17 protein-coding genes are annotated in these 19,776 nt (G+C 68.5%); 10 read left to right on the top strand and 7 right to left on the bottom strand.

The features are described 5' to 3' along the window. The first annotated feature begins 73 nt into the window (after positions 1-73). Both K8Z61_RS03555 and K8Z61_RS03560 read left to right on the top strand, forming a co-directional pair. Entirely contained in the window at positions 74-1,579 is a 1,506-nt protein-coding gene (locus K8Z61_RS03555; RefSeq protein WP_224126682.1) for an SCO6880 family protein, read from the top strand. A 41-nt stretch (positions 1,580-1,620) separates the two neighbouring features. After that, on the top strand, positions 1,621-3,117 hold the full coding sequence (locus K8Z61_RS03560; RefSeq protein ID WP_224126683.1) for an ATP-binding protein: 1,497 nt from the start codon (positions 1,621-1,623) through the stop codon (positions 3,115-3,117). 518 nt (positions 3,118-3,635) lie between these two features. On the opposite strand, the gene K8Z61_RS03565 is transcribed toward K8Z61_RS03560, so the two are convergent. Continuing rightward, a complete protein-coding gene (locus K8Z61_RS03565; protein ID WP_151580648.1) occupies positions 3,636-4,025 on the bottom strand; it encodes a four-helix bundle copper-binding protein in 390 nt (129 codons plus the stop codon). Between the two features lie 53 nt (positions 4,026-4,078). Between K8Z61_RS03565 and K8Z61_RS03570 the strand changes: the two genes are divergently transcribed. The 6 genes from K8Z61_RS03570 (at position 4,079) to K8Z61_RS03595 (ending at position 9,853) form a co-directional block, all read left to right on the top strand. Continuing rightward, positions 4,079-4,609: a helix-turn-helix transcriptional regulator gene (locus tag K8Z61_RS03570; RefSeq protein WP_224126685.1), complete on the top strand. Its 531-nt coding sequence runs from the start codon at positions 4,079-4,081 to the stop codon at positions 4,607-4,609. Positions 4,610-4,667: 58 nt separating this feature from the next. Next, entirely contained in the window at positions 4,668-5,342 is a 675-nt protein-coding gene (locus K8Z61_RS03575) for a DUF305 domain-containing protein (protein ID WP_224126686.1), read from the top strand. A 66-nt stretch (positions 5,343-5,408) separates the two neighbouring features. Beyond that, complete coding sequence (locus tag K8Z61_RS03580; RefSeq protein ID WP_308116747.1) at positions 5,409-7,790, top strand: heavy metal translocating P-type ATPase; 2,382 nt, start codon at positions 5,409-5,411, stop codon at positions 7,788-7,790. 28 nt (positions 7,791-7,818) lie between these two features. Further along, on the top strand, positions 7,819-8,373 hold the full coding sequence (locus K8Z61_RS03585) for a hypothetical protein (RefSeq protein ID WP_224126688.1): 555 nt from the start codon (positions 7,819-7,821) through the stop codon (positions 8,371-8,373). 127 nt (positions 8,374-8,500) lie between these two features. Further along, positions 8,501-9,142, top strand: coding sequence for a DUF305 domain-containing protein (locus K8Z61_RS03590; protein ID WP_224126689.1), 642 nt, complete (start codon positions 8,501-8,503; stop codon positions 9,140-9,142). A 120-nt stretch (positions 9,143-9,262) separates the two neighbouring features. Further along, positions 9,263-9,853, top strand: a complete 591-nt coding sequence (locus K8Z61_RS03595; RefSeq protein ID WP_224126690.1) for a hypothetical protein — start codon at positions 9,263-9,265, stop codon at positions 9,851-9,853. Positions 9,854-10,175: 322 nt separating this feature from the next. On the opposite strand, the gene K8Z61_RS03600 is transcribed toward K8Z61_RS03595, so the two are convergent. From K8Z61_RS03600 to K8Z61_RS03610, 3 genes are read right to left on the bottom strand one after another with little or no spacing between them, the layout of a single operon-like run. Beyond that, a complete protein-coding gene (locus K8Z61_RS03600) occupies positions 10,176-11,528 on the bottom strand; it encodes an NAD(P)/FAD-dependent oxidoreductase (RefSeq protein WP_224126691.1) in 1,353 nt (450 codons plus the stop codon). Then, positions 11,525-11,752, bottom strand: a complete 228-nt coding sequence (locus K8Z61_RS03605) for a hypothetical protein (RefSeq protein ID WP_224126692.1) — start codon at positions 11,750-11,752, stop codon at positions 11,525-11,527. Before K8Z61_RS03605 ends, K8Z61_RS03600 begins: the two co-directional genes overlap by 4 nt. Before the next feature lie 22 nt (positions 11,753-11,774). Then, positions 11,775-12,074, bottom strand: a complete 300-nt coding sequence (locus K8Z61_RS03610) for a thioredoxin family protein (RefSeq protein WP_224126693.1) — start codon at positions 12,072-12,074, stop codon at positions 11,775-11,777. 54 nt (positions 12,075-12,128) lie between these two features. Between K8Z61_RS03610 and K8Z61_RS03615 the strand changes: the two genes are divergently transcribed. Then, positions 12,129-12,581, top strand: coding sequence for a heavy metal-responsive transcriptional regulator (locus K8Z61_RS03615; protein WP_224126694.1), 453 nt, complete (start codon positions 12,129-12,131; stop codon positions 12,579-12,581). A 547-nt stretch (positions 12,582-13,128) separates the two neighbouring features. Here the strand turns inward: K8Z61_RS03615 and K8Z61_RS03620 are convergent. The 3 genes from K8Z61_RS03620 to K8Z61_RS03630 are packed head-to-tail and all read right to left on the bottom strand — an operon-like array spanning position 13,129 to position 16,449. After that, on the bottom strand, positions 13,129-14,922 hold the full coding sequence (locus K8Z61_RS03620) for a hypothetical protein (RefSeq protein ID WP_224126695.1): 1,794 nt from the start codon (positions 14,920-14,922) through the stop codon (positions 13,129-13,131). 38 nt (positions 14,923-14,960) lie between these two features. Continuing rightward, positions 14,961-15,320, bottom strand: a complete 360-nt coding sequence (locus K8Z61_RS03625) for a helix-turn-helix transcriptional regulator (RefSeq protein WP_224126696.1) — start codon at positions 15,318-15,320, stop codon at positions 14,961-14,963. A 43-nt stretch (positions 15,321-15,363) separates the two neighbouring features. Continuing rightward, positions 15,364-16,449 (bottom strand): tyrosine-type recombinase/integrase, encoded by a 1,086-nt coding sequence (locus tag K8Z61_RS03630; protein WP_224126697.1) that lies wholly within the window; start codon positions 16,447-16,449, stop codon positions 15,364-15,366. A 198-nt stretch (positions 16,450-16,647) separates the two neighbouring features. On the opposite strand from K8Z61_RS03630, the gene K8Z61_RS03635 reads away from it, so the two are divergent. Then, positions 16,648-19,767 carry a peptidoglycan DD-metalloendopeptidase family protein gene (locus tag K8Z61_RS03635; protein WP_224126698.1) on the top strand — a complete coding sequence of 1,040 codons (3,120 nt, stop codon included), beginning with the start codon at positions 16,648-16,650 and terminating at the stop codon, positions 19,765-19,767. Positions 19,768-19,776: the final 9 nt, after the last annotated feature.

Here is a 19,776-nt window from a genome sequence, read left to right on the forward strand (position 1 = left end):
GGAGCCGCCTCACGCCCCTGCCGACCATCCCCGACCTCACTGACATCCAGATTGACCCGGAAGGAAGCCGACGATGACCATCTACGCCGACTACCAGCGCGACCGCATCGGCTGGTTCTTCGGCCTCTCCGGAGGCCAGCTGATGTTCCTGGCGCTGGCCAGCCTGCCGGCGTTCTGGGCGATCAGCCGCGGGGCGTGGTTCTCCGCGTTCCTGTTCGCCCTGGTCTGGCTGTTCCTGCTGGCCATCACCGTCATCCCGGTCCGGGGCCGCTCGGCCACCGGCTGGGTGTTCGCCTCGACGGCGTACGCCGTGGGTGGGCTGCTGGGCTGGACCTCGTTTAGGGCCAAGGCCACGCAGGGCCGCGGCGAGGACCTCGACACCCCGGACCTGCCCGGGGTGCTGCAGGGGGTCCAGATCCACGACGGCCCGCCGCACGGCTCGCAGCTGCAGCGCGTCGCGGTGATCCAGGACCACGCCACCAAGACGTGGGCGGTCACGGCCGCGATCGTGCACCCCGGCATCGGCATGAAGGACGTCGAGGAGCGCAACCGCTACGGCGAGGCGCTCGCCGGGCTGCTCGACGTCGCCGGGCGTACCGAGAAGGTCGACGAGATCCTCTTCATGGTCCGCACCGTCCCCGAGGACGGCGCCGAGCGCGATCTGTGGGTCACCAAGCACCGCCGCGCCAACGCCCCGGAGCTGTCCGAGGTCGTCAATAGCGACCTCGCGGTCGGCCTCACCCAGGCGTCGGTGCGCACCGAGCAGTTCGTCACGATCGTCGTCCCGGAGACCTGGATCGCCCGGTCGGCCAAGGAGTCCGGCGGCGGGTTCGAGGGCCGCTGCCGCGAGCTCTACCTGCTCATGGCCGAGATCGAGGCCCAGCTGCGGGGCCCGATGGGCATGACGTCGGTCCGCTGGCTCACCTCACCGGAGCTCGCCCTGGCCTCCCGGACAGGGTTCGCCCCCGGCGACCGCGCCAGCATCGTCGAGGCCCTCGCCATGCGGGAGAAGGACCCGAACGTGAACGCCGACGTGCCCTGGGCGCTGGCTGGTCCCTCGGGCGCCGACGCGACGGTGCGGCACTACAGCCACGACGCGTGGAACTCGATCAGCGCCACTATCAAGCTCCCGACCCGCGGCGTCGCGATGGGCGCACTCGCACCGATCCTCACCCCCAGCGAGTCGGGGGAGCGGCGCTCGTTCGTCGTCGCCTTCCCGATCGTGTCCCAGTCCAAGGCCGACCGGCAGTCCGGCAACGCCGAGTGGGCCGCGGACCTGGCCGAGGGAATGAACGAGAAGCTCGGCCGCAAGACCCGCGCCAAGCAGCGGGACGAGGCCCACAAGGCCCGCGGCCTGGACGCCAAACTGGCCCGCGGCAACGCGCTCGTCCGGCCTTACGCGGTCTGCACGGTCACGGTTCCCAAGACGCTGCGAATCACCGAGTTCGGGCGCCGCCTGGACGCCTCGATCCGTCGCGCCGGGTTCGCGCCGCTACGCCTCGACCTCGCCCAGGACGTCGGCTTCGCCGCCTCGACCATCCCCGTCGGGATGAGCCTGACCCGGAGCGGAGACGCCTAATGCCCACCACCACCCTCCGGAACCGTGGCAGCGGCCGCGACATGGCCGCCCTGCTGTCGGACTTCGGCCACGACCTGCCCACGATCCCCACGCTCGCGCCGGAGACCAAGGAGCCCCGGATCTTCAAGTACGCCCCGCGCCGCGGGGCCGCGCGCCGCGGCCGCGGATGGGCGCCCGCCTCCGCCCCGGCGCAGGCCTGGCGGATGACCAGCGACCAGGCTCCGGTGTTCTGGCCGTTCGTGTCCGCGCCGGCCCTGCCCCCGACCGGGGCGCAGATGGGCGTCGACCAGCTCTCCGGCGGCTCGTTCTACTGCGACCCGTTCGGGTGGGTGCTGCGCGACGACGTGCCGGCGACCAACCCCAACATCTTCCAGTTCGCCAAGCCGGGAAGCGGCAAGTCCGGCACCACCAAGGCGTTCTGCACCCGGATGATGCCCTTCGGCTACCGCACCCTGGTCACCGGCGACGTCAAGGACGAGTACGAGTCCCTGTGCCGCGCGCTCGGTGTCGAGCCCTTCGTCATCGCCCCCGGCTTCTCGGCCCGGGTCAACCCGCTGTCCATGGGGCCGCTCGGCGACGGGTGGGAGAAGCTCTCGGCCGAGGAGGCCCAGAGGCGCGCCACCATCATCTTCAAGCGGTGGCTGGTCCTGGTCCGCGGCCTGGTCGGCTCCATGAAGATCGACGACGAGCGGCGGGTGCCCTTCGGCCCCGACGAGTCCGACGTCGTCCGCAACGCGCTGCAGATCCTCACCGGCTACGCCGCCGGCAACACGGTGCTGCAGGAGACGACCATCCCGCGACTGTGGGACCTGCTCCGCAACCCCACCGAGGAGCTCGTCCGGGCCTGCGAGTACGCGAACCCCCGCGTGTTCCTCGACGAGACCCGGCTGCTGCGCAACGCGCTCGGCGAGCTGGTCACCGGCACCCTGGCCGGCCTCTTCGACGACTTCACCAACATCGAGGTCGACTGGCGCGCCCCGATCCAGTCGTTCAGCCTCTCCCGGCTCGACGGCCTGGGCGACGAGGCCGTGGGCATCGCGCTGCTGTGCATGAACTCCTGGGGCCGCGGCCTGCGGGAGATCGCCGAACCCGGCGACCTGCGCATCGTCGTGCGCGACGAGGTCTGGAAGCAGATGCGTCTCGGCACCGCCGCGGTGGCCAGCTTCGACGCCGACCTGCGACTCTCCCGCGGCATGGCCGGCAAGGGCGGAGACATCCAGTTCTGCAACCTCCACAAGCCCTCCGACCTGCTCTCGGTCGGCGACGCTGACTCCCAGGCCGCGATGATCGCCAAGGACCTCCTCGAACTGGCCGACATCAAGATCCTCGGCGCCCAGAAGCCCCGCGTCGCCCGCGAGCTCGACTCGATGCTCGGGCTCGGCCCGATCGCCCAGGACCTCGTCTCCGGGTGGGCGATGCAGGACAAGGGTCGCGCGCTGTGGTGCGTCGGCGACGCCACCTACAAGGTCCAGACGGTGCTCCACCCGCTGGAGAAGAAGCTCTACTACACCAACGAGGCCATCGAGGCCGCTCTTTAGAAGTTCGCGCGAATTTTGACGGTTCTGCGACGAACCTGAGCATACGCAACGTCCTCGAGTGTGTGCGGACACTCAGGTTCGGAGAAGCCGGGGACGTGGCATTTCGTGTGCCAGATCTGGAGCCGCCACCGAGAAGGAGTAGCGGCGATCGGGCCGGCCCCGCGGGTTCACCGTTGGCGGTTCCCTTTGCGGTGATGGGGCCCTCACACCTCCGAGGGCAGGCGTCCCCGCGAGTACGTCGTAGAGCGGAACCCAGATGCCGCGCCGCGACCGCGAGCATGTTGGGCGCGCTTGCACTGCACAGTGACCGGCCAAGTGTGCGGCGGAGGCCGCGACGCGGGCCCGGTCAGCCGGGGCCCGCGTCGTCGATCATGATTCCGGTTCTCGGTGAGACAGTGCTGTATGTCGTAGTTTGGACTGCCTGACCCACGCTGACCTACGGGTCGACCCCTTGTGCCGGCTTGGAACGAACGCACCCGGCCGTGGAGCTATGGCCACGAGGGTCACCGGACCGACCTCTACGCCAGATTGGCGAGGAGGTCGCGGCAGGCTTGTTCGCAGCGTCGGCAGGCTTCGGCGCAGATACGGCAGTGCTCGTGCATGTCGGCATGGCTTTCGCACTCGTCGCCGCATGCCTTGCAGGCGGTCGCGCAGGCTTCCAGGAACGCTCGGGTCACATTCGCGTCGTACCCGGTGTGGCGTGACAACGCGTTCCCGGTGGCGACGCAGATGTCGGCGCAGTCGAGATCAGTACGAATGCACTTGGTCAATTCGGCGACCATGTCCTCCGACAGACACGCGTCGGCACACGCGGTACAAATCTGTGCGCACTCGAAACAGGCCGCGATGCACTCGGCCAGCTTTTCCTTGTCGATGTTGCCCAAGTCCTTCGGGTAAGCCTCCAGCATCTTGGTGTGAGCCACGGTTCCTCCTCTGGTTACGGCGGCGGGGTCATCCCGGCATGGTGCTCTTGATCCGCCGCTCTCCTGACGTCTGTACCCAACCGGACGAGCATCATCCGCATAGCCGCACGGATATCGGGTACTTCCGCGGGGTGACTGACGACCATCCGGTCCGCGCTCGCGTAGACGCGCCCGACCAGAACACCGGTGGCGGCGACCGGCACCAGCACCCGGTCGATCCGAGACGGGTTGCCTTGGCCCGCGAGCGCCTGCCGTCGGCAGAGGAGGGAGACCGGCTCACCAGCGTGCTCTCGCTGATGGCCGATCCCACCCGGGCACGACTGTTGTACGCGCTTGACGTGGTCGAGGAGCTTTGTGTGGGCGACCTCGCCATTGCGTTGTCGGTGAGCGAAGACGCAGTCTCCTACGGACTTCGGGTGCTGCGTACCGCCGGGCTGGTGAGACGACGCAAGGAGGGCCGGATCGTGTACTACCGGCTCGCAGAGGGCTTTCCCGAGCCACTTCGTCAGCACTGTCTACGTCAGCTCATCGAGATGTCTCGCGCTCCGATCGAGGACGACGACGTCTGACGCCGAGCTGAGCGACATCAACTACCGCAACTGACCCCCATCGGAAAGGGCAATCCCCATGTCATCGCCTCATACGCAGAAGCCGTCCGGTGCCAGCGAGCCCAGTGACCGGGAGAAGCCCGAGCAGCAGAAGGGGGACAAGGCCCATGAGCGGCGGATGTACGTACGTTTCGGGCTGATGATCGCCACCTCCACGGTGGTGATGTTCGTCTTGATGTACTCCAACGTCTTCGCCTTTGACCACGTGCGGTGGAGCGAGGAGCGGTTCTACATGGCGCTGTTGATGGGCGGCGCCATGGCGCTGGTGATGTTCGCGTTCATGCGCAGCATGATGTACAAGAACCGCGCCTACAACCTCGTGCTCGTGGCGGTGGCGCTGCTGCTCGGTGCAGGTGGGCTGTACCTCTCGCGTTCCCAGGCGTTGGTCGACGACCAGGCGTACATGAAGGGCATGATCCCGCACCACTCGATCGCCATCTTGACCAGCGAGCGGGCCGACATCGATGACGCTCGCGTTCGAGAACTCGCCGACGAGATCATCAAGGCCCAGCGCAAAGAGATTAAGGAGATGGACTGGCTGATCGAGGATATCGAGAAGAACGGCCCGGCCACCACCCAGGAGGAAGCCGATCAGCGTCCCGTCCCGAGCTTCGAGGGAACTGCCGCCAGCAGCCTCGATGATGTCAGTGATGCCCTCGCCATGTTGGCCCTGTTCGGCGTCGAACTGCTTTGACCATATACCCTAGGGGGGTATGGTGAAGTCATGAATACGCACACCCATCGTCCCGACGCCGCCACGATGGACCAGGCCACCGACCCGGTGTGCGGCATGAAGGTCGATCCGTCCGTCGCCGAGCACGCGGTCGACCACCGCGGTGAGCAGTTCTACTTCTGCTCAGCCGGCTGCAAGGGCAAGTTCCTCGCCGACCCCGGCCAGTACACCGGCCATGGCTTCCCGGACCGTGCCGCAGGTGGCCGCGCCGAGCATGCAACTGAGCCAGAACATGGGCAGACGACCCCGAGTGAGGGCGAGTCGGTCGAGTACACCTGCCCGATGCACCCCGAGATCCGCCAAGACGGCCCCGGCACCTGCCCCATCTGCGGGATGGCCCTCGAGCCCGTCATCGTCACCGCGGACACCGGCCCGTCCGAGGAACTGCGCGACATGACCCGCCGCTTCTGGGTCGGCGTCGTCCTGTCCATCCCGGTCGTGATCCTCGGCATGGGCCGCGACCTCGTCCCGTGGCTGCACGACAACATCTCCGCCACCGCGTCGGCGTGGACCCAGCTCGTGCTCGCGACCCCGGTGGTGCTGTGGGCCGGGTGGCCGTTCTTCGTCCGCGGCTGGGCATCAGTGAGGACCCGGAACCTCAACATGTTCACGCTCATCGCGATGGGCACGGGCGTCGCATGGCTGTTCTCCGTCGTCGCGACCGTCGCGCCGGGCGTCTTCCCTGCCGCGTTCCGTGAGGTCGGGGCCGTCGAGGTGTACTTCGAGGCGGCCGCCGTCATCACCACCCTCGTCCTTCTCGGGCAGGTCCTCGAGCTTCGCGCGCGCGAAGCGACCTCCGGCGCCATCAAGGCCCTCTTGGATCTCTCGCCCAAGACCGCGCGCCGTGTTCGCGAAGACGGCACCGAGGAGGAGGTCACCCTCGACCAGGTTGGAATCGGGGACATGCTGCGCGTCCGTCCCGGCGAGAAGGTCCCGGTCGACGGGCTCGTCGAGGACGGCAAGTCTGCTGTCGACGAGTCCCTCGTCACTGGCGAGTCCATGCCCGTCACCAAGAACGTCGGCGACAACGCCATCGGTGGCACCCTCAACCAGACCGGCGCCCTGCTGGTGCGCGCCAACGCGGTCGGCCGCGACACCATGCTGGCCCGCATCGTGAACATGGTGGCCGAAGCCCAGCGCTCCCGCGCACCCATTCAGCGCACCGTCGACCGAGTCTCAGCAGTGTTCGTACCCGCCGTCATCGGCGTCGCCGTGCTCGCATTCATCATCTGGGCCGTCGTGGGCCCCGACCCAAAGCTGGCTCACGCGCTCGTTGTCGCGGTCAGCGTGCTCATCATCGCCTGCCCGTGTGCCCTGGGCCTGGCCACACCCATGTCCATCATGGTCGGCGTCGGACGCGGCGCCCAGATGGGTGTCCTCATCAAGAACGCCGAAGCGCTCGAACTGATGGAGAAGGTCGACACCGTCGTTGTCGACAAGACCGGCACCCTGACCGAGGGCAAGCCCGCCGTCGTCGCCGTCGAGCTCGCCGGCGGATACACCAGCCACACGGCCGATGAGTTGCTGTGGCTCGCGGCCGCGGTGGAGAACGCCTCGGAACACCCGTTGGCTCGCGCCATCGTCGACAAGGCCCAATCCGCCCTGGCAGCCGGGACCGTGTCCAGCGGAGGCAGGCTGTCCGAGGTGGCCGACTTCGACGCACCCGCCGGCAAGGGTGTCCTCGGCATCGTCGAGGGCCGCGAGGTGCTGATCGGGACAGCCGGGTTCCTCACGAGCCAGGACATCGACCCCGCGCCCCTGGCCGACAAGGCCACCCAGCTGCGCCGCACCGGCGCGACTGCCGTCCTCGTAGCCATCGACGGCACCCCAGCCGGCGTCATCGGCATCGCCGACCAGGTCAAGGACACCACCCCGGCCGCGCTCACGGCGCTGCGCAAGGAGGGCATCGAGGTCATCATGCTCACCGGCGACAACCAGGTCACCGCCGCCGCGGTCGCCGCCGACCTAGGCATCGACCGGATCGAAGCCGAGGTCCTGCCCGACCACAAGGCCGACGTCGTCGAGGGACTCCGTGCCGAGGGCCGCGTCGTCGCGTTCGCCGGAGACGGCGTCAACGACGCCCCTGCGCTCGCCGCAGCCGACGTCGGACTGGCGATGGGCACCGGCACCGACGTCGCCATCGAATCTGCCGGAGTCACCCTGCTCCGCGGCGACCTCAACGGCATAGCCCACGCTCGACAGCTCTCACATGCCGTCATGTCCAACGTCCGACGCGGTCTGGTCCTGGCGTTCGGGTACAACACCGCCGGCATCCCCATCGCCGCCGGAGTGCTGTACCCAGTGTTCGGGTGGCTGCTGTCCCCGGTCATCGCCGCGGCCGCGATGGCTCTCTCGTCGGTCAGCGTCATCATCAACGCCCTGAGGTTGCGAACCCAGCGGCTGCCCTGATTCCAGTGTTTCCGTACCATCGAAGCCGATGAGCCCCGTGCCCGCGACCAGCCGCCGCACCCGCAACTCCCTGTGGGCGCGGACGGCTGCGCGGCTGACCGGCCGCAGCGCAGTGGCCGCCCTCGTAGCGGCCCTGGTCGTCGGCATCCTCGGCATGCACGCCCTGGCCAGCCACGGCGCTTCGCCAGCCGCCACGGTCCCAACGCCCTCAGGCACGATGAGCATGACGAGTACGGCGGCCATGACTTCTTCCCATGAGGAGGCGATGGCCTCGGGGGACTCGCACGACGGACACGCGCACTCCGCCGCGACTCAGTCCTCGATGGCAGCCCCCGAGGCCAGCGTTGAGGTCAGTGCTGACGCTGGTTCCGGCTCGGGTCACGGCATGGCGAGCATGGTGATGCTGTGCGTCGTCATGCTCGCCGCTGCAGCGCTCACGCTGCTGGCGCTCCTCGCCACCGGCTTCCTCCGGCCGCTGCAGCCGGAGGCGTTCATGCCCGCAGCCGTCCGCGAACGGGCGCTGCGGTGGGTGCGTTGCACCGGGCCACCCCATGAGTGGCAGTTCTCCGTCATCAGGTGCTGACAGGCCCTGCGACCGCCCGCCACCGCTGACCTCGACCGTCAGAGTTCGACACCAGCGTCCCGGCCGGGTGCCGCTTCCGCCTGCCCGCAACACCCCACCTGACTACCTGACTTCCAGGAGAACTCGCATGCAAATCAAGACCAAGACCCGTACGCGCGCCCTCGGCGCCGTCGCGCTCACCCTTGTCCTCGGCGCCGGCGTTACCGCCTGCGGCGACGACACCTCCGACGCGGGCGGCCAGTCCGAGGTCAGCGCCACCGAGCACAACGACGCCGACGTCGCGTTCGCGAGCGACATGATCGCCCACCACGCCCAGGCGCTGTCGATGGTTGACCTGACCATTAAGCGCGACCTCGACCCCGAGGTCCAGGCCCTCGCCGAGGACATCCGCGACGCCCAGGGCCCGGAGATCGAGACCATGGCCGACTGGCTCACCCAGTGGGGCGAAGACGTCCCCGAGACCATGCGCGACCACGTCAACTCCGGCCACGACATGGGCGACATGTCCGACAACATGGACGACATGGGCGACGACGACATGCCCGGAATGATGACCTCCGAGGACATGGACGCCCTCGAGAACGCCTCCGACGCCGAGTTCCAGGACATGTGGCTCGAGATGATGATCGAGCACCACGAAGGCGCCATTGAGATGGCCGAGACTGAGCAAGGAGACGGCCAGTTCAAGGACGCCGTCGACCTCGCTGGCCAGATCATCGACGCCCAGCAGCAGGAGATCGACATCATGCGGGGCCTCCTCGACTCCTGAACCCGCAGCGCAGGTGGACGCCACCGTGGCGGTGGCGTCCGCCCTGTTCGTGTGCCCCACGTTCCGCACGCCTCCGGCGACCCAACCGAGGCACGCCACCACAGCAAAGGGAACACCTCCATGAAGACACCCACCCCCGCTCAGCTGGCGGCCGCCGCCGTCACAGCAATCCTCACCCTCATCGCCGCCGGATGCGGCACGGACCCGGCGGTCACCGATGCCACTAGCGAGACCAGATCGAGCTCGTCGAGTTCATCGAGCTCCGCCGGCGTTGAGCCCGACGACATCTCGCTCCCGCCATGGCCAGCACCCGGCGACGTTCCGGCCCGGGTCGCCGCCGCCGGGCTCGACCTCAGCCCGATGGGCACGGCCGAGCACTACCACCCCACGCTGGCTATCACCATCGACGATCAGCCGGTCCCCGTCCCGCCCAACATCGGCGTCGACCCCGATACTGGCGCCATGTCCGCGGTCCACACCCACGAAGGTGACGGCACCATTCACATCGAAGCCCACACCGTCGGGGAGAAGTTCACCCTCGGCCAGCTGTTCACCCAGTGGGGCGTCGCCCTGACGCCGACCCAGATCGGTGGCGTCAAGGCGAACGCCGGTGAGGAGGTGAGGGTGACCAGCAACGGCGCCCCCGTGACCGGCGACCCCGGCGACCTCGAGCTCGAACCCGAGCAGGAGATCGAGCTGACCCTTCCATGACCCACGCCCACGCCGAAGTGGTCCGCGACCTCGCTGGAGGGACCGTTGAGGGTGGTTGTCCCCAGTGGCACCGCACGTACGCGCTCCGGCCTGGACGTTCCGAGAGCAGAACCGCCAGTGGCGAATCTGGTCCGCTCGGATCTTCTGTGGCGAGGTCGTCCCGGCAGGGGATCCTGCTGGGCACGCTCCGCGAGTCGATTCGCTTACGGCCACGGTGCACCACATCTGCTTGCCGTCACGCGGACGTGACCAAAGCCAGACCGTCGCTCGGAGCGTGCCACCACAAGGCCCTGCTTCGGTGCCCTGGGCCGGAGCGACGCACTCAGACCATGGATCCGAGATCGGACCCCACGGTCGGGTACGCAGCGGTGGTCGACTTGAGTTGACGGGTGGTGAGCCCGAGCGTGATGGCTAGGCCGAAGGTGTTGATGAGTTCCCCGTACTCGGGTCCCAGCAGATGGGCGCCCACGACGCGGTCCGTGGACCGGTCGATGAGGACCTTCGCGGCCGCGGTGGTCTCGCCGAGGCGGTAGTTGGAGTACCAGCCGCTGGTGTCGCTATGACGGACGGTCAGGTCGATGCCTTGCTCGCGAGCCTCCGTTTCGAGCATGCCGACGCGGGCGAGCTCGGGGATGGTGAACACCGCCGTCGGGATGCCGCTGTAGTTGGGAGCGGCCGTGGTGCCCTTGATCATGTTGGAGGAGGCGACCTTGGCCTCGATGACCGCCACCGGTGTCAGCGGCATCCCCGCGGTGTCCGCGGAGTCCCCGGCAGCCCACACGGCTGCGTTCGTGGTGCTCTGGAGATGATCCGAGACGCTCACGCCACGCTCGCCCCATTCCACCCCGGCGGCGTCGAGGGCAAGACCGGCGAGGTCCGCGACACGACCCGCGCCGTGGACGACGAGGTCGGTCTCGATGCTTTCGCAGACTCCGGCCCGGTCCAGGGTGACGATGTAGCCGCGGCTGTTCGGCTCGACAGCCACGATGCTGGTGGAGCGTCGCAGCTCGACGCCGATCTCGGCGCCACGGGCGACCAGCAGCTCGACGAGGTCGGGGTCGAATCCCTTCAAGGGTCGTTCGCCGCGGTCCACGATGACCGGGGAGGCGCCGGCGCGGGCGGCGATGTGGGCGAACTCAAACGAGATGAAGCCGCCTCCCACGAACAGGATCCGTGACGGAAGGTCGTCGAGGTCGAGGAAGCCGGTGCTGTCGATCAGGTGCTCGTGACCCGGGAAGTCCAAGGGGCGGGGCCTGGCGCCGGTGGCGATCAGGAAGCGGTCGGCGTCGTAGCGGGTGCCGTCGACGTCGATCTGTCGCTCAGCGGTGAAGCGCGCCGGGCCGTGGAGCGTCTCGACGCCGTTGCCGTTCAGGCCGGCCTCCATGTTCTCCGGCACCGGGTCGGTGAAGCCGTGCTTGTGCTTCATCAGGTCGCCCCATTTGATCGACAGGCCGCCCGCGTCGATGCCCTTGCCCTCCATCAGGCGGGCGCTGTCGATGATCTCCGCGCCGCGGCGAAGGATCTTCTTCGGGTCGCACCCCCGCAACGCGCACGTGCCGCCGTAGGGCAGCGGGTCGACGATCGCGACGCGCCACCCCTGGCTGGCGCACTTGTTCGCAGACGCCACACCGGCCATCCCGGCGCCAAGGACGATCAGGTCGTAGCTCTGGCTCATCGGCGGCTCTCCTTAAACGGGTGATTGGTGGTCTCGTCGATGTCTGACACGGGACACCGCCCGCGCCGCACCCGCGTCACCCAACCGAGGACGACGAGCACGAGGCCGACACCGATCAAGGCCCAGCTCTGGAGGGACACCCCGGCCACCGCACCGAGCACCCCCAGCGACAGCAGCACCGGCAGTCCGCAACAGATGCCGACTGCGCCGACGACCGCGGCCACGGGCCCGACAGTGCCCATCCGGTCACGCATCGGCGAGCGCCACACGGATCTGGTCGAGTGTCGGTGCGCCTTCATGGCCACCGGGAACCGCGTATCTCCGACAAGCCAGCCCGACGTGCGCGCCGGACTCGGCGAACAGGTCGACGCCGTCGATTTGGATGCTGGGTGAGCCCAGAAACCCGACGCGCTCGGCGTCCTCCGGGGTCTCAACCAGTCGGCGGGTCACCGTCACGTCGCCGCGCTCGGCTGCGATCAGCGCCAGGCGCTCGTCCGCAACCTTCCAGCTCGGGCAGTCCTCGAAATAGAGCAGCGTGATGTCCACGCCCCGACGCTAAACCTTGAACCGCGGTACAAGGTCAAGCGGTACAGTGAGATCATGCGCATCGGAGAAGTCGCCGAGGCCGTCGGGGTCCCGACCGCCACCATCCGCTTTTACGAACGCAAGGGACTGCTGCCGCAACCGCATCGAGGCCCCAACGGCTACCGCGAGTACGACGACTCGACACTCACCACGCTCGCTTTCATCCGCAACGCTCAAGCCGCCGGCCTCACCCTGGTCGAGATCGCGACGATCCTCGACCTGCGCCGCGAAGGCGCTACCCCGTGCGGTCACGTGCAGGACCTCCTCGCTGCGAAGTTGCTCGACGTGCAGCAGCGGCAATGCGAGCTGGCCACCCTCGAAGCGGATCTCGTCCACTTGATCAGCCTCAGCCGTCGGCTGGACCCGGCCAACTGCTCCGACGAGGCGATCTGCCACATCATCGCCCAACCACTGGCCTCACGACCACGCACGGACGCCGTAGGCCTGGAGGTAGGTTCACCGGCATGAGGCGCCGCATCATCATCCCGGTCACGCTCTACCTCACTGCGGCCCTGGGGAGCCGGGTCGCCGAAGCAGCGGGCTTTCACGGTGCCACTGCTCGGCGACGTGCTGGTGCCGCAAACCCCTGCTGAGCGCATTCCGCTGGGTTCTGCCTATCGGCCACCTCGACCGCTCGACCGCTCGAATCGCACGAGGGGCCGAACGGCGTACAACTCGTGACCGCGGTCCCGGACGCAACGGCGCCGGCCGACGACCGCCAGCGGATCCGCTTGCGGGACTCCCACCCACCGTCCGAGTGACCGGGTCTCAGAACTTTCTTGAAATTCGGGGGGACGCTGTCTGACCTGCGCAAACGTGGCGCGGGCTGCTGCGTCCCCCCGAGGTTGGACGGCCCGGGGGGACGGATAGGGGGACGCTGAGCCGCCACGCTGCGGCCGTGACCAAAGTCAGTGGCGTCAGAGTGTCCGATTCGTGCGCGTCACGGTTGCTTATCCGTGGCGTGAGGATGTTGCGACGACTCTCGGCCCACGCCGCGCGGGACGCAACGACATGGTCATGTCCGGTTGCCGGGGTGGTCCTTGTTCCTCAGGTCGGGGTGCTCGATCGTCTTGAGGTAGCGGGTGGCGCCTTCGACGCTGAGTCCGAAGAGGTCGTAGATGCGGCGTACGTCGCCGCCGGTGGCGTGGATCTCGTGCAGGATGCGGTCCTCTCGCAGGGCGCGCGGGCGAACGCGGCTGTCCCTCCAGGGAAAGGACGGACCGCCGGGGACGAGACGCGGCGCGGTGCGTCGGTTGATGAGCAGGTGCGGGTTCGCGGTGGCCGGCCAAGTGCGGTTGCGATGATCGAGCCAGGCGCTCAGCCGTGTCCTCACGGGTGCGGCGAGCGGGATGTCGCGGCCGTCGAGGTGCAGCCGGCCGTCCACGATGTCGGACAACTGCAGCTCACGGACCTGCTTGCCGGTCAGGCCGTGGAAGGCCACCAGCGCGACGGCGAGCGCGACGGCCGGGTTTGGCGAGTCCAGTTCCGCCCGGATCAAGGCGGGGTCCAGCGGCAGCGGAAGATTCGTCGGCACGGGGGTCAGGTCAATGTCACGCATGGGGTTAGCGAAGACGAGCCGGCGCCCCTTCAGGATCTTGAACAGCGACTTCAGACCGTTCTCCGCGAAGTGGCGGCGGCTGGTGCCGGCAGGCAGGGCCGCGAGGGCGGCCAGGATGTCGTCGGTGCTGATCTCGGCGAACGACTGGCGCCCGGCTTCGACCCATGTCTCCACGACGGGCGCGAGGCCTTGGATGTGGAGTTCGACTGTCTCGGGTTCGCGGGGCAACTGGCGGGGTGCTTGGCGGGACCCGCCGAGCATGATCTGAAGCCACAACTGGAGGTGCCCCCGCATCGTGTCCGGGAGAGCTCCGGACTCGATGAACTTGGTGTTGAAGTATCGCTCGACCCGGGTTGGGACGTCCTCGATCAGGAGTCCGGCTTCCGCGAGGACGTCGAGGGTGGAGGTAATGGTGCCGTCGTAGCGGCGCATCGCCACGACGTCGCTGGCGCGGACCTTCGCGGTAGGAGTAGGCCGCAGGATCTGCAGCAGACGCAGGGACTGGATCACCGCATTGCGCTGCCTGACGCTCCAGCCATAGCGGCGGGCGTGGTCGGCGACGATGGCCGCGCAGTACCGGGTCAGTTCGCTGTCCTCGACCAGGAGGCGTTGGCGCAGAACTTCGGGGTGGGGGTCCATGTCGAACAGCGTCAGCTGTTCGAGCGCGTGGTCGTCGAAGCTGGTGCCAGGTTGGCAGGGCATTTGATTCTTGTTCTTCTTCGACCACCGGCCATCCCAGCGGACGTAGTCGGGCACTGGTGTCACGCGCCGCTTGAAGACCATGTTGGCGAAGAACAGCTGCTGGCTGTCCTTGTTCGCCGCGGCGATATCGGGTGCTCGGCCGGGTTCCTGTTCGAGTCGGGCATTCTCGAGGCACAGGCGACAGGCTTGTCGGTCGCTGACGTGGCTGGTGCGGCCGCAGGAGGCGCAGGTGCCCTTCGGGTAGTGGGTCTGCCACCAGCGGCAGGACCAGCAGGTCCAGTTGTGGCGGGGGTAGACGCCCCAGGCCAGGCAGCCCTTGCAGGATCCGATGTGCTCAGGGCTGCGGGGATGGCACCGGCTGCACAGCCCCTGACTGAAGTAGTCGGTGCGGGCGCGGCAGCGGTTGCACGGTGGAGCTGCGAACGGGCCGCCGGGCAGGCACTGATAGCAGAAGTCGACCCTGGGGCTGGTCCAAGCGACGCGGTTGCTCTGGCACCGGTTGCACTTGGGCGGCAGCCGCAACGCCGCGTCGAGGCCGGGTGCGGGCATGCGGTGTCCGTCGTTTCGGTGGGCGATCGGGGTGCGGACTACAGCGGTGGGGTCGAACGCGGCTTGCCGAGCCGCGGGGTGACCGACGATGGCGTGCCGCCGCTGCCGTTTGGATCAGCATCCCCGTTTCCGCCGTTGCCGTTGGCGGCGTCGCTATTGCGGGGACCGCGCGCGGCGACCTTGTCCGGCTCGGGTGTCATCAGGTCGTTCGGGGTGCATTCGAGCACGGCGCAGAGCACGTCGAGCTCTTCTAGGCGCATCGTCGGCGGGGTCCCAGCCCACCACGACGACATCTTCCCGGCGGAGATCTCGAGCCCGGCCTCGGCCAGCATCCGCCGCAGCTGTGCGGACTTCCAGATCCCTCGTTCGGCGGCCCGGAGCCGCAGGCTCCACTGCATCTGGATCCTCTCCTTCGGTTCGTCGGTCGGTTCCTGGGTCAAGTCAGTCGGTGCGGAGGCTCAGGCGGGCCTCGATGCGGTCGCTCGCGCTGTTCCACGCGCGTTCGATGTGGTCACTGCGGACGTGGAGGTAGCCCGAGGTCGTTGCCAGCCACTGGTGGCCAAGGAGCTCCTGGAGCGCCTTGATGTCCATACCTGCCGCGTACAGCGACGATGCGCAGTAGTGCCGCAGCACGTGTGGCGTCATCCGTCCCGACCACGCCGGCAACCACTCGTTGACCTGGATTCCCAAGGCGCGGCGCAGTGCGTTCGCACCCACGCGTCCGCACCGATCCAGGTCGGGGTCAAATCGCTCGGACGGCAGCAGCGGCGCGTCCGGGTCGGCCCAATCGTGGCCGTACTGCGGGCGGACCTCGGCCAGCCACCAGTCGATCAACTGATTCGCGCCGTTGATTCCGGGCACCAGCCGTTGCTTGGGCCCCCGGCCGCGCGAGCCCTTGCCGTGGCGAACGTGCAGCTTGCCGAACTCACCCAGATCGGGGCGCCAGTCGCGGATGTCGAGCATGACGGTCTCGTTGATGCGCAGCCCGAGTCGGCGCCACAACGAGGCGGCGAAATAGTCGCGGGCCGCGGGAAGGTACTTGCGTGCCTGCGCAACCGACCCGCGCCAGGCGGTGAACAGCGAGTCGATCTCCTCATCGGATGGCGGCACCCGGACCTTGCCCAAGGACGCCCCGGACTGGCGATTGAACTCATCGATCGGCTGCTCGACCAAGACGCCGGTCGCGCGGCGGATCGCGCCCTCGTAGCGGACGATCACGAACTCGTAGAAGCCCGCCAACGCGCCAGCCTTGCCCGCCCGGGTCGACACGCTCAACCCCATCCGCCGTTGCTGAACCAAGAACGCGTCCGCGTCCGCGCAGGTGGCCTCCCACAGCGGAGTCGACAGCGAGCGAGCGAACTCGATGACGATCGCCCGAGTCCCGCCGATGTGGCGGTCCGTCAGACCCGCTGCCGACATCGCCAGCGCGTACTGGTCGACCAGCTCCTGCTCAAAGTCCGCGACCGCCTGCGCACCTATCAGTACCGGATCGGCAGCGCCGCCACCCGGCACCGCCACCAAACCCATCAGTCACCACCTTCAAGTGAGGCGATCATGCGTCGATTCTACAGCGAAATCGTCGGCCACAGTGACGGTTCGTCAATTCAAGTCCTGGCGGGGACTGAACCGACGCCACCTGCACAAAGCCAGATCGGAGCGCATGCACGTCCGATCGAACCTGAGTTCCTAGAGATTGCCGCCTGAGGCGCTCGGGACTGACCTGTCGTGAAGAAGCTCCTGCTCGCCGGACTGCCGGTCCTGATCATCTTCATGGGCCTGCCGCTGATGGTCTCCCTGATGGTGGTCATGAGCACGACCGCGGCCGCGGAGTGCCGCACCCAGACCAACCAGACCGCCCCCACCGAGCTCGGGGACCTCGGGGTCATCGACGGCCCGGTGGGCGGTCCGGTCAAGGGCAAGGTCACCCTGGCGCAGGCCAACATCCCGCGCCGCTCCGGCCTCGACGGCTTCCGGGCGTCCATGCCCAAGGTCCTCTCGACCAACCCTGACTTCGTCACCCTCAACGAGGCCAGCGGGTGGACCCTGGCGCAGATCGAGGCCGCCGCCCCCGGCTACGGCGCGTTTCGGGTCGCCGACCACACCGGCGACAACAACTCCATGGGCAACGTCGTGCTCTGGAAGCGCGACACCTGGTCCAAGGCCAACGGCGGCCGGGTCACCCTCGTCGTCGACGACAACACCTACTACCAGGGCCGGGCGGTCACCTGGGACCGGTTCGCCACCTGGGTGATCCTCGAGCGCGCCGACGGCGCCGTGGTCTCGGTCATCTCCACCCACCACATGACCAACCCGCACAAGTACCCCCGGCAGCACGGGAACCCGCCGCTGACCCGGCCCCAGCAGTACGGCGCTGGCATGGACATCCTGCTGCAGCTGCGCAACTCGCTGGCCACCCACGGCCCGGTGTTGATCGGCGGCGACATGAACACCCACGCCTCCTACACCGACCTGCCGTGGGCGGCGGCCGCGAGGATGAAGGCCGCCGGCTACGGCTGGCACAACCACGCGGTCGACTTCGTCTTCTTCCCCCAGCACCAGGGCGTGCGCCTCGAGCGGGGATGGTCCGGAACGATGGTCTCCGACCACCACTGGATCTCCGCCCGCCTCTCCATGAACGGTGCCGGCCCCGAGAGCGCGCCCGCGCCTGCGGCCACCAGCGATGGTGTCGTGAACGCCGCCCACACCACTAGGACGGCGGCCGAGCCGCCATCCGGGGACGTGCTCGGCCAGCTGATGCGTCTGCGGTTCGCCTCCAGCTACCCGACCATGACCGCCGAGCAGGCCCGCAATGCGATCACCATCGCTCAGGTCGCCCGCGACCTTCAGGTGCCCCGCCGCGGGCTGCAGGTCGCGATCGCCACCGCGATCCAGGAGTCCAAGCTGGTCAACCTCACCGGCGGCGACCGCGACTCCGGCGGCCTGTTCCAGCAGCGCCCCTCGCAGGGCTGGGGTAGCCGTGCCGAGGTCACCAACCCGGTCCTTGCGGCGCGGGCCTTCTTCGGTGAAGCCCAGCACACCGGCAACCCCGGCCTGCTCGACATCCCCGGCTGGCAGAAGATGCCGCTGACCCAGGCCGCCCAGGCCGTGCAGCGCTCCGGCTACCCCGACGCCTACGCCCAGTGGGAGGACGTTGCCGGCGACATCACTGACCTGCTCGGCGGCGACCTGCCCGACCTGCCCGACGACGGCTCCACCACGAACGTGGCCAACTGTCAGGGCGAGACCGTCAACCCGGTCACCGTCGGCACCCTCAACCTGCTCGGCGCCGGCCACACCGACAAGGCGGGGGAGCGGCCCGGCTATGACACCTGGGACAAGCGACTGCCCGGCGCCATGCGCACGATCGAGAACGCAGGTGTCACGATCGCGGGCCTCCAGGAGGTGCACGGCCCGCAGGCCCAGGCGCTGGAGAACCAGTACGCGGCCAAGTGGGGGATCTACCCGGCCAGCGGGAAGGCACAGAACCGGGTCATCTGGGACCGCAACGAGTGGAAGCAAACCGATGGCCGGCTCGTCGACATCCCCTACTTCGGCGGCAAGGACGTCGGCATGCCCCTGGTGCAGCTGACGTCGACCACCACCGGCCAGGTCATCTGGGTGTGGAGCATCCACAACCCGGCCAACACCCACGGGGACGCCGCCGCGCATCGCAAGGAAGCGCTGCGGCGCCAGCTGGCCACCATGACCGACGTCGCCGGCACCGGGGTCCCGGCGGTGATCCTGGGCGACTTCAACGACGGCAAGGACGGCAGCAACTCCTCACACTGCGCGCTCACCCCCGAACTCACCAACGCCTTCGGTGGATCGGCAGAACCCTGCAAGAAGCCCAAGAAGGACGCGCCGATCGACCACATCTATGGCGCCGACCTCACCTGGGCCAGCGCCGAGGTCGACAACAGCACGCAGGCCAGCAAGATCGCCGACCACCCGCTGGTGGTCGCCACCACCGCCGGCAGCAGCGCGGGCTGCGCGGTCGCGCAGGCGACCAACTACAACCTCGGCCCGGTCAAGCCGCAGCTGACGCAGCTGGTCAACATCCTCGGCCCGATGTTCGACATCAAGACCGTCGGCGGCTACCGCGAGAGCGCCACCGACCCCAACGGCCACCCGGCCGGGCTCGCGGCCGACTTCATGGTCCCGCTCACGCCCGCCGGCAAGGCCCAAGGAGACGCGCTCGTGGCGTACGCGCAGGCCCACGCTCGCGAGCTCGGGATCGACTACATCATCTGGTACCAGCGCATCTGGTCGGTCGCGCGCGCCGACGAGGGCTGGCGGCGGATGGAGGACCGAGGCTCGGCCACCGCGAACCACATGGACCACCCGCACATCAACGTGCTGCCCGACGCCAAGGTCACCCCGATCGGTCTCGACGGCGCACCCTGTGACGAGGTGGTCTACCCGGTTCCCGCGCAGTACATCGGAGCGGACCGGAAGAACTGGCACGACACCGGCCCCTACTGGTCCAACTGGCACACCGGGACCGACTTCTCCGCGCCCTGCGGCACGACGGTGTACGCCGCGCACGCCGGCACCATCGAGATCGACACCAGCCAGGGCTGGGCCGGACCGCAGCTGGTCAAGGTCACCACCGGACCCGGCTCCCTGACCACCTGGTACGCACACATGCAGAGCGTCAGCGTCAGCCGCGGCCAGACGGTCGCCGCCGGCGAGCCGATCGGCCAGGTCGGCAAGGAGGGCAACGGGAGCGGTTGCCACCTCCACTTCGAGGTCCACCTCAAGAACGGCTCGATCTACGGCCCCGACAACGTCGACCCCTCGGCCTGGCTGGCTGAGAACGCCTCCAAGCCGACCCGCTCCGTCTGATCGCTGCCC

The sequence above is a fragment of the Nocardioides sp. TRM66260-LWL genome, from assembly GCF_020075545.1.
Classification (GTDB): domain Bacteria; phylum Actinomycetota; class Actinomycetes; order Propionibacteriales; family Nocardioidaceae; genus Nocardioides.

What these genes read in the sequence shown, in the direction of transcription:
- K8Z61_RS03555 (WP_224126682.1), top strand. Translation starts at nt 74, where the DNA reads ATGACCATCTACGCCGACTACCAGCGCGACCGCATCGGCTGGTTCTTC.
- K8Z61_RS03560 (WP_224126683.1), top strand. Translation starts at nt 1,621, where the DNA reads ATGGCCGCCCTGCTGTCGGACTTCGGCCACGACCTGCCCACGATCCCC.
- K8Z61_RS03565 (WP_151580648.1), bottom strand. Translation starts at nt 4,025, where the DNA reads ATGCTGGAGGCTTACCCGAAGGACTTGGGCAACATCGACAAGGAAAAG.
- K8Z61_RS03570 (WP_224126685.1), top strand. Translation starts at nt 4,079, where the DNA reads ATGGTGCTCTTGATCCGCCGCTCTCCTGACGTCTGTACCCAACCGGAC.
- K8Z61_RS03575 (WP_224126686.1), top strand. Translation starts at nt 4,668, where the DNA reads ATGTCATCGCCTCATACGCAGAAGCCGTCCGGTGCCAGCGAGCCCAGT.
- K8Z61_RS03580 (WP_308116747.1), top strand. Translation starts at nt 5,409, where the DNA reads ATGGACCAGGCCACCGACCCGGTGTGCGGCATGAAGGTCGATCCGTCC.
- K8Z61_RS03585 (WP_224126688.1), top strand. Translation starts at nt 7,819, where the DNA reads ATGAGCCCCGTGCCCGCGACCAGCCGCCGCACCCGCAACTCCCTGTGG.
- K8Z61_RS03590 (WP_224126689.1), top strand. Translation starts at nt 8,501, where the DNA reads ATGCAAATCAAGACCAAGACCCGTACGCGCGCCCTCGGCGCCGTCGCG.
- K8Z61_RS03595 (WP_224126690.1), top strand. Translation starts at nt 9,263, where the DNA reads ATGAAGACACCCACCCCCGCTCAGCTGGCGGCCGCCGCCGTCACAGCA.
- K8Z61_RS03600 (WP_224126691.1), bottom strand. Translation starts at nt 11,528, where the DNA reads ATGAGCCAGAGCTACGACCTGATCGTCCTTGGCGCCGGGATGGCCGGT.
- K8Z61_RS03615 (WP_224126694.1), top strand. Translation starts at nt 12,129, where the DNA reads ATGCGCATCGGAGAAGTCGCCGAGGCCGTCGGGGTCCCGACCGCCACC.
- K8Z61_RS03620 (WP_224126695.1), bottom strand. Translation starts at nt 14,922, where the DNA reads ATGCCCGCACCCGGCCTCGACGCGGCGTTGCGGCTGCCGCCCAAGTGC.
- K8Z61_RS03625 (WP_224126696.1), bottom strand. Translation starts at nt 15,320, where the DNA reads ATGCAGTGGAGCCTGCGGCTCCGGGCCGCCGAACGAGGGATCTGGAAG.
- K8Z61_RS03630 (WP_224126697.1), bottom strand. Translation starts at nt 16,449, where the DNA reads ATGGGTTTGGTGGCGGTGCCGGGTGGCGGCGCTGCCGATCCGGTACTG.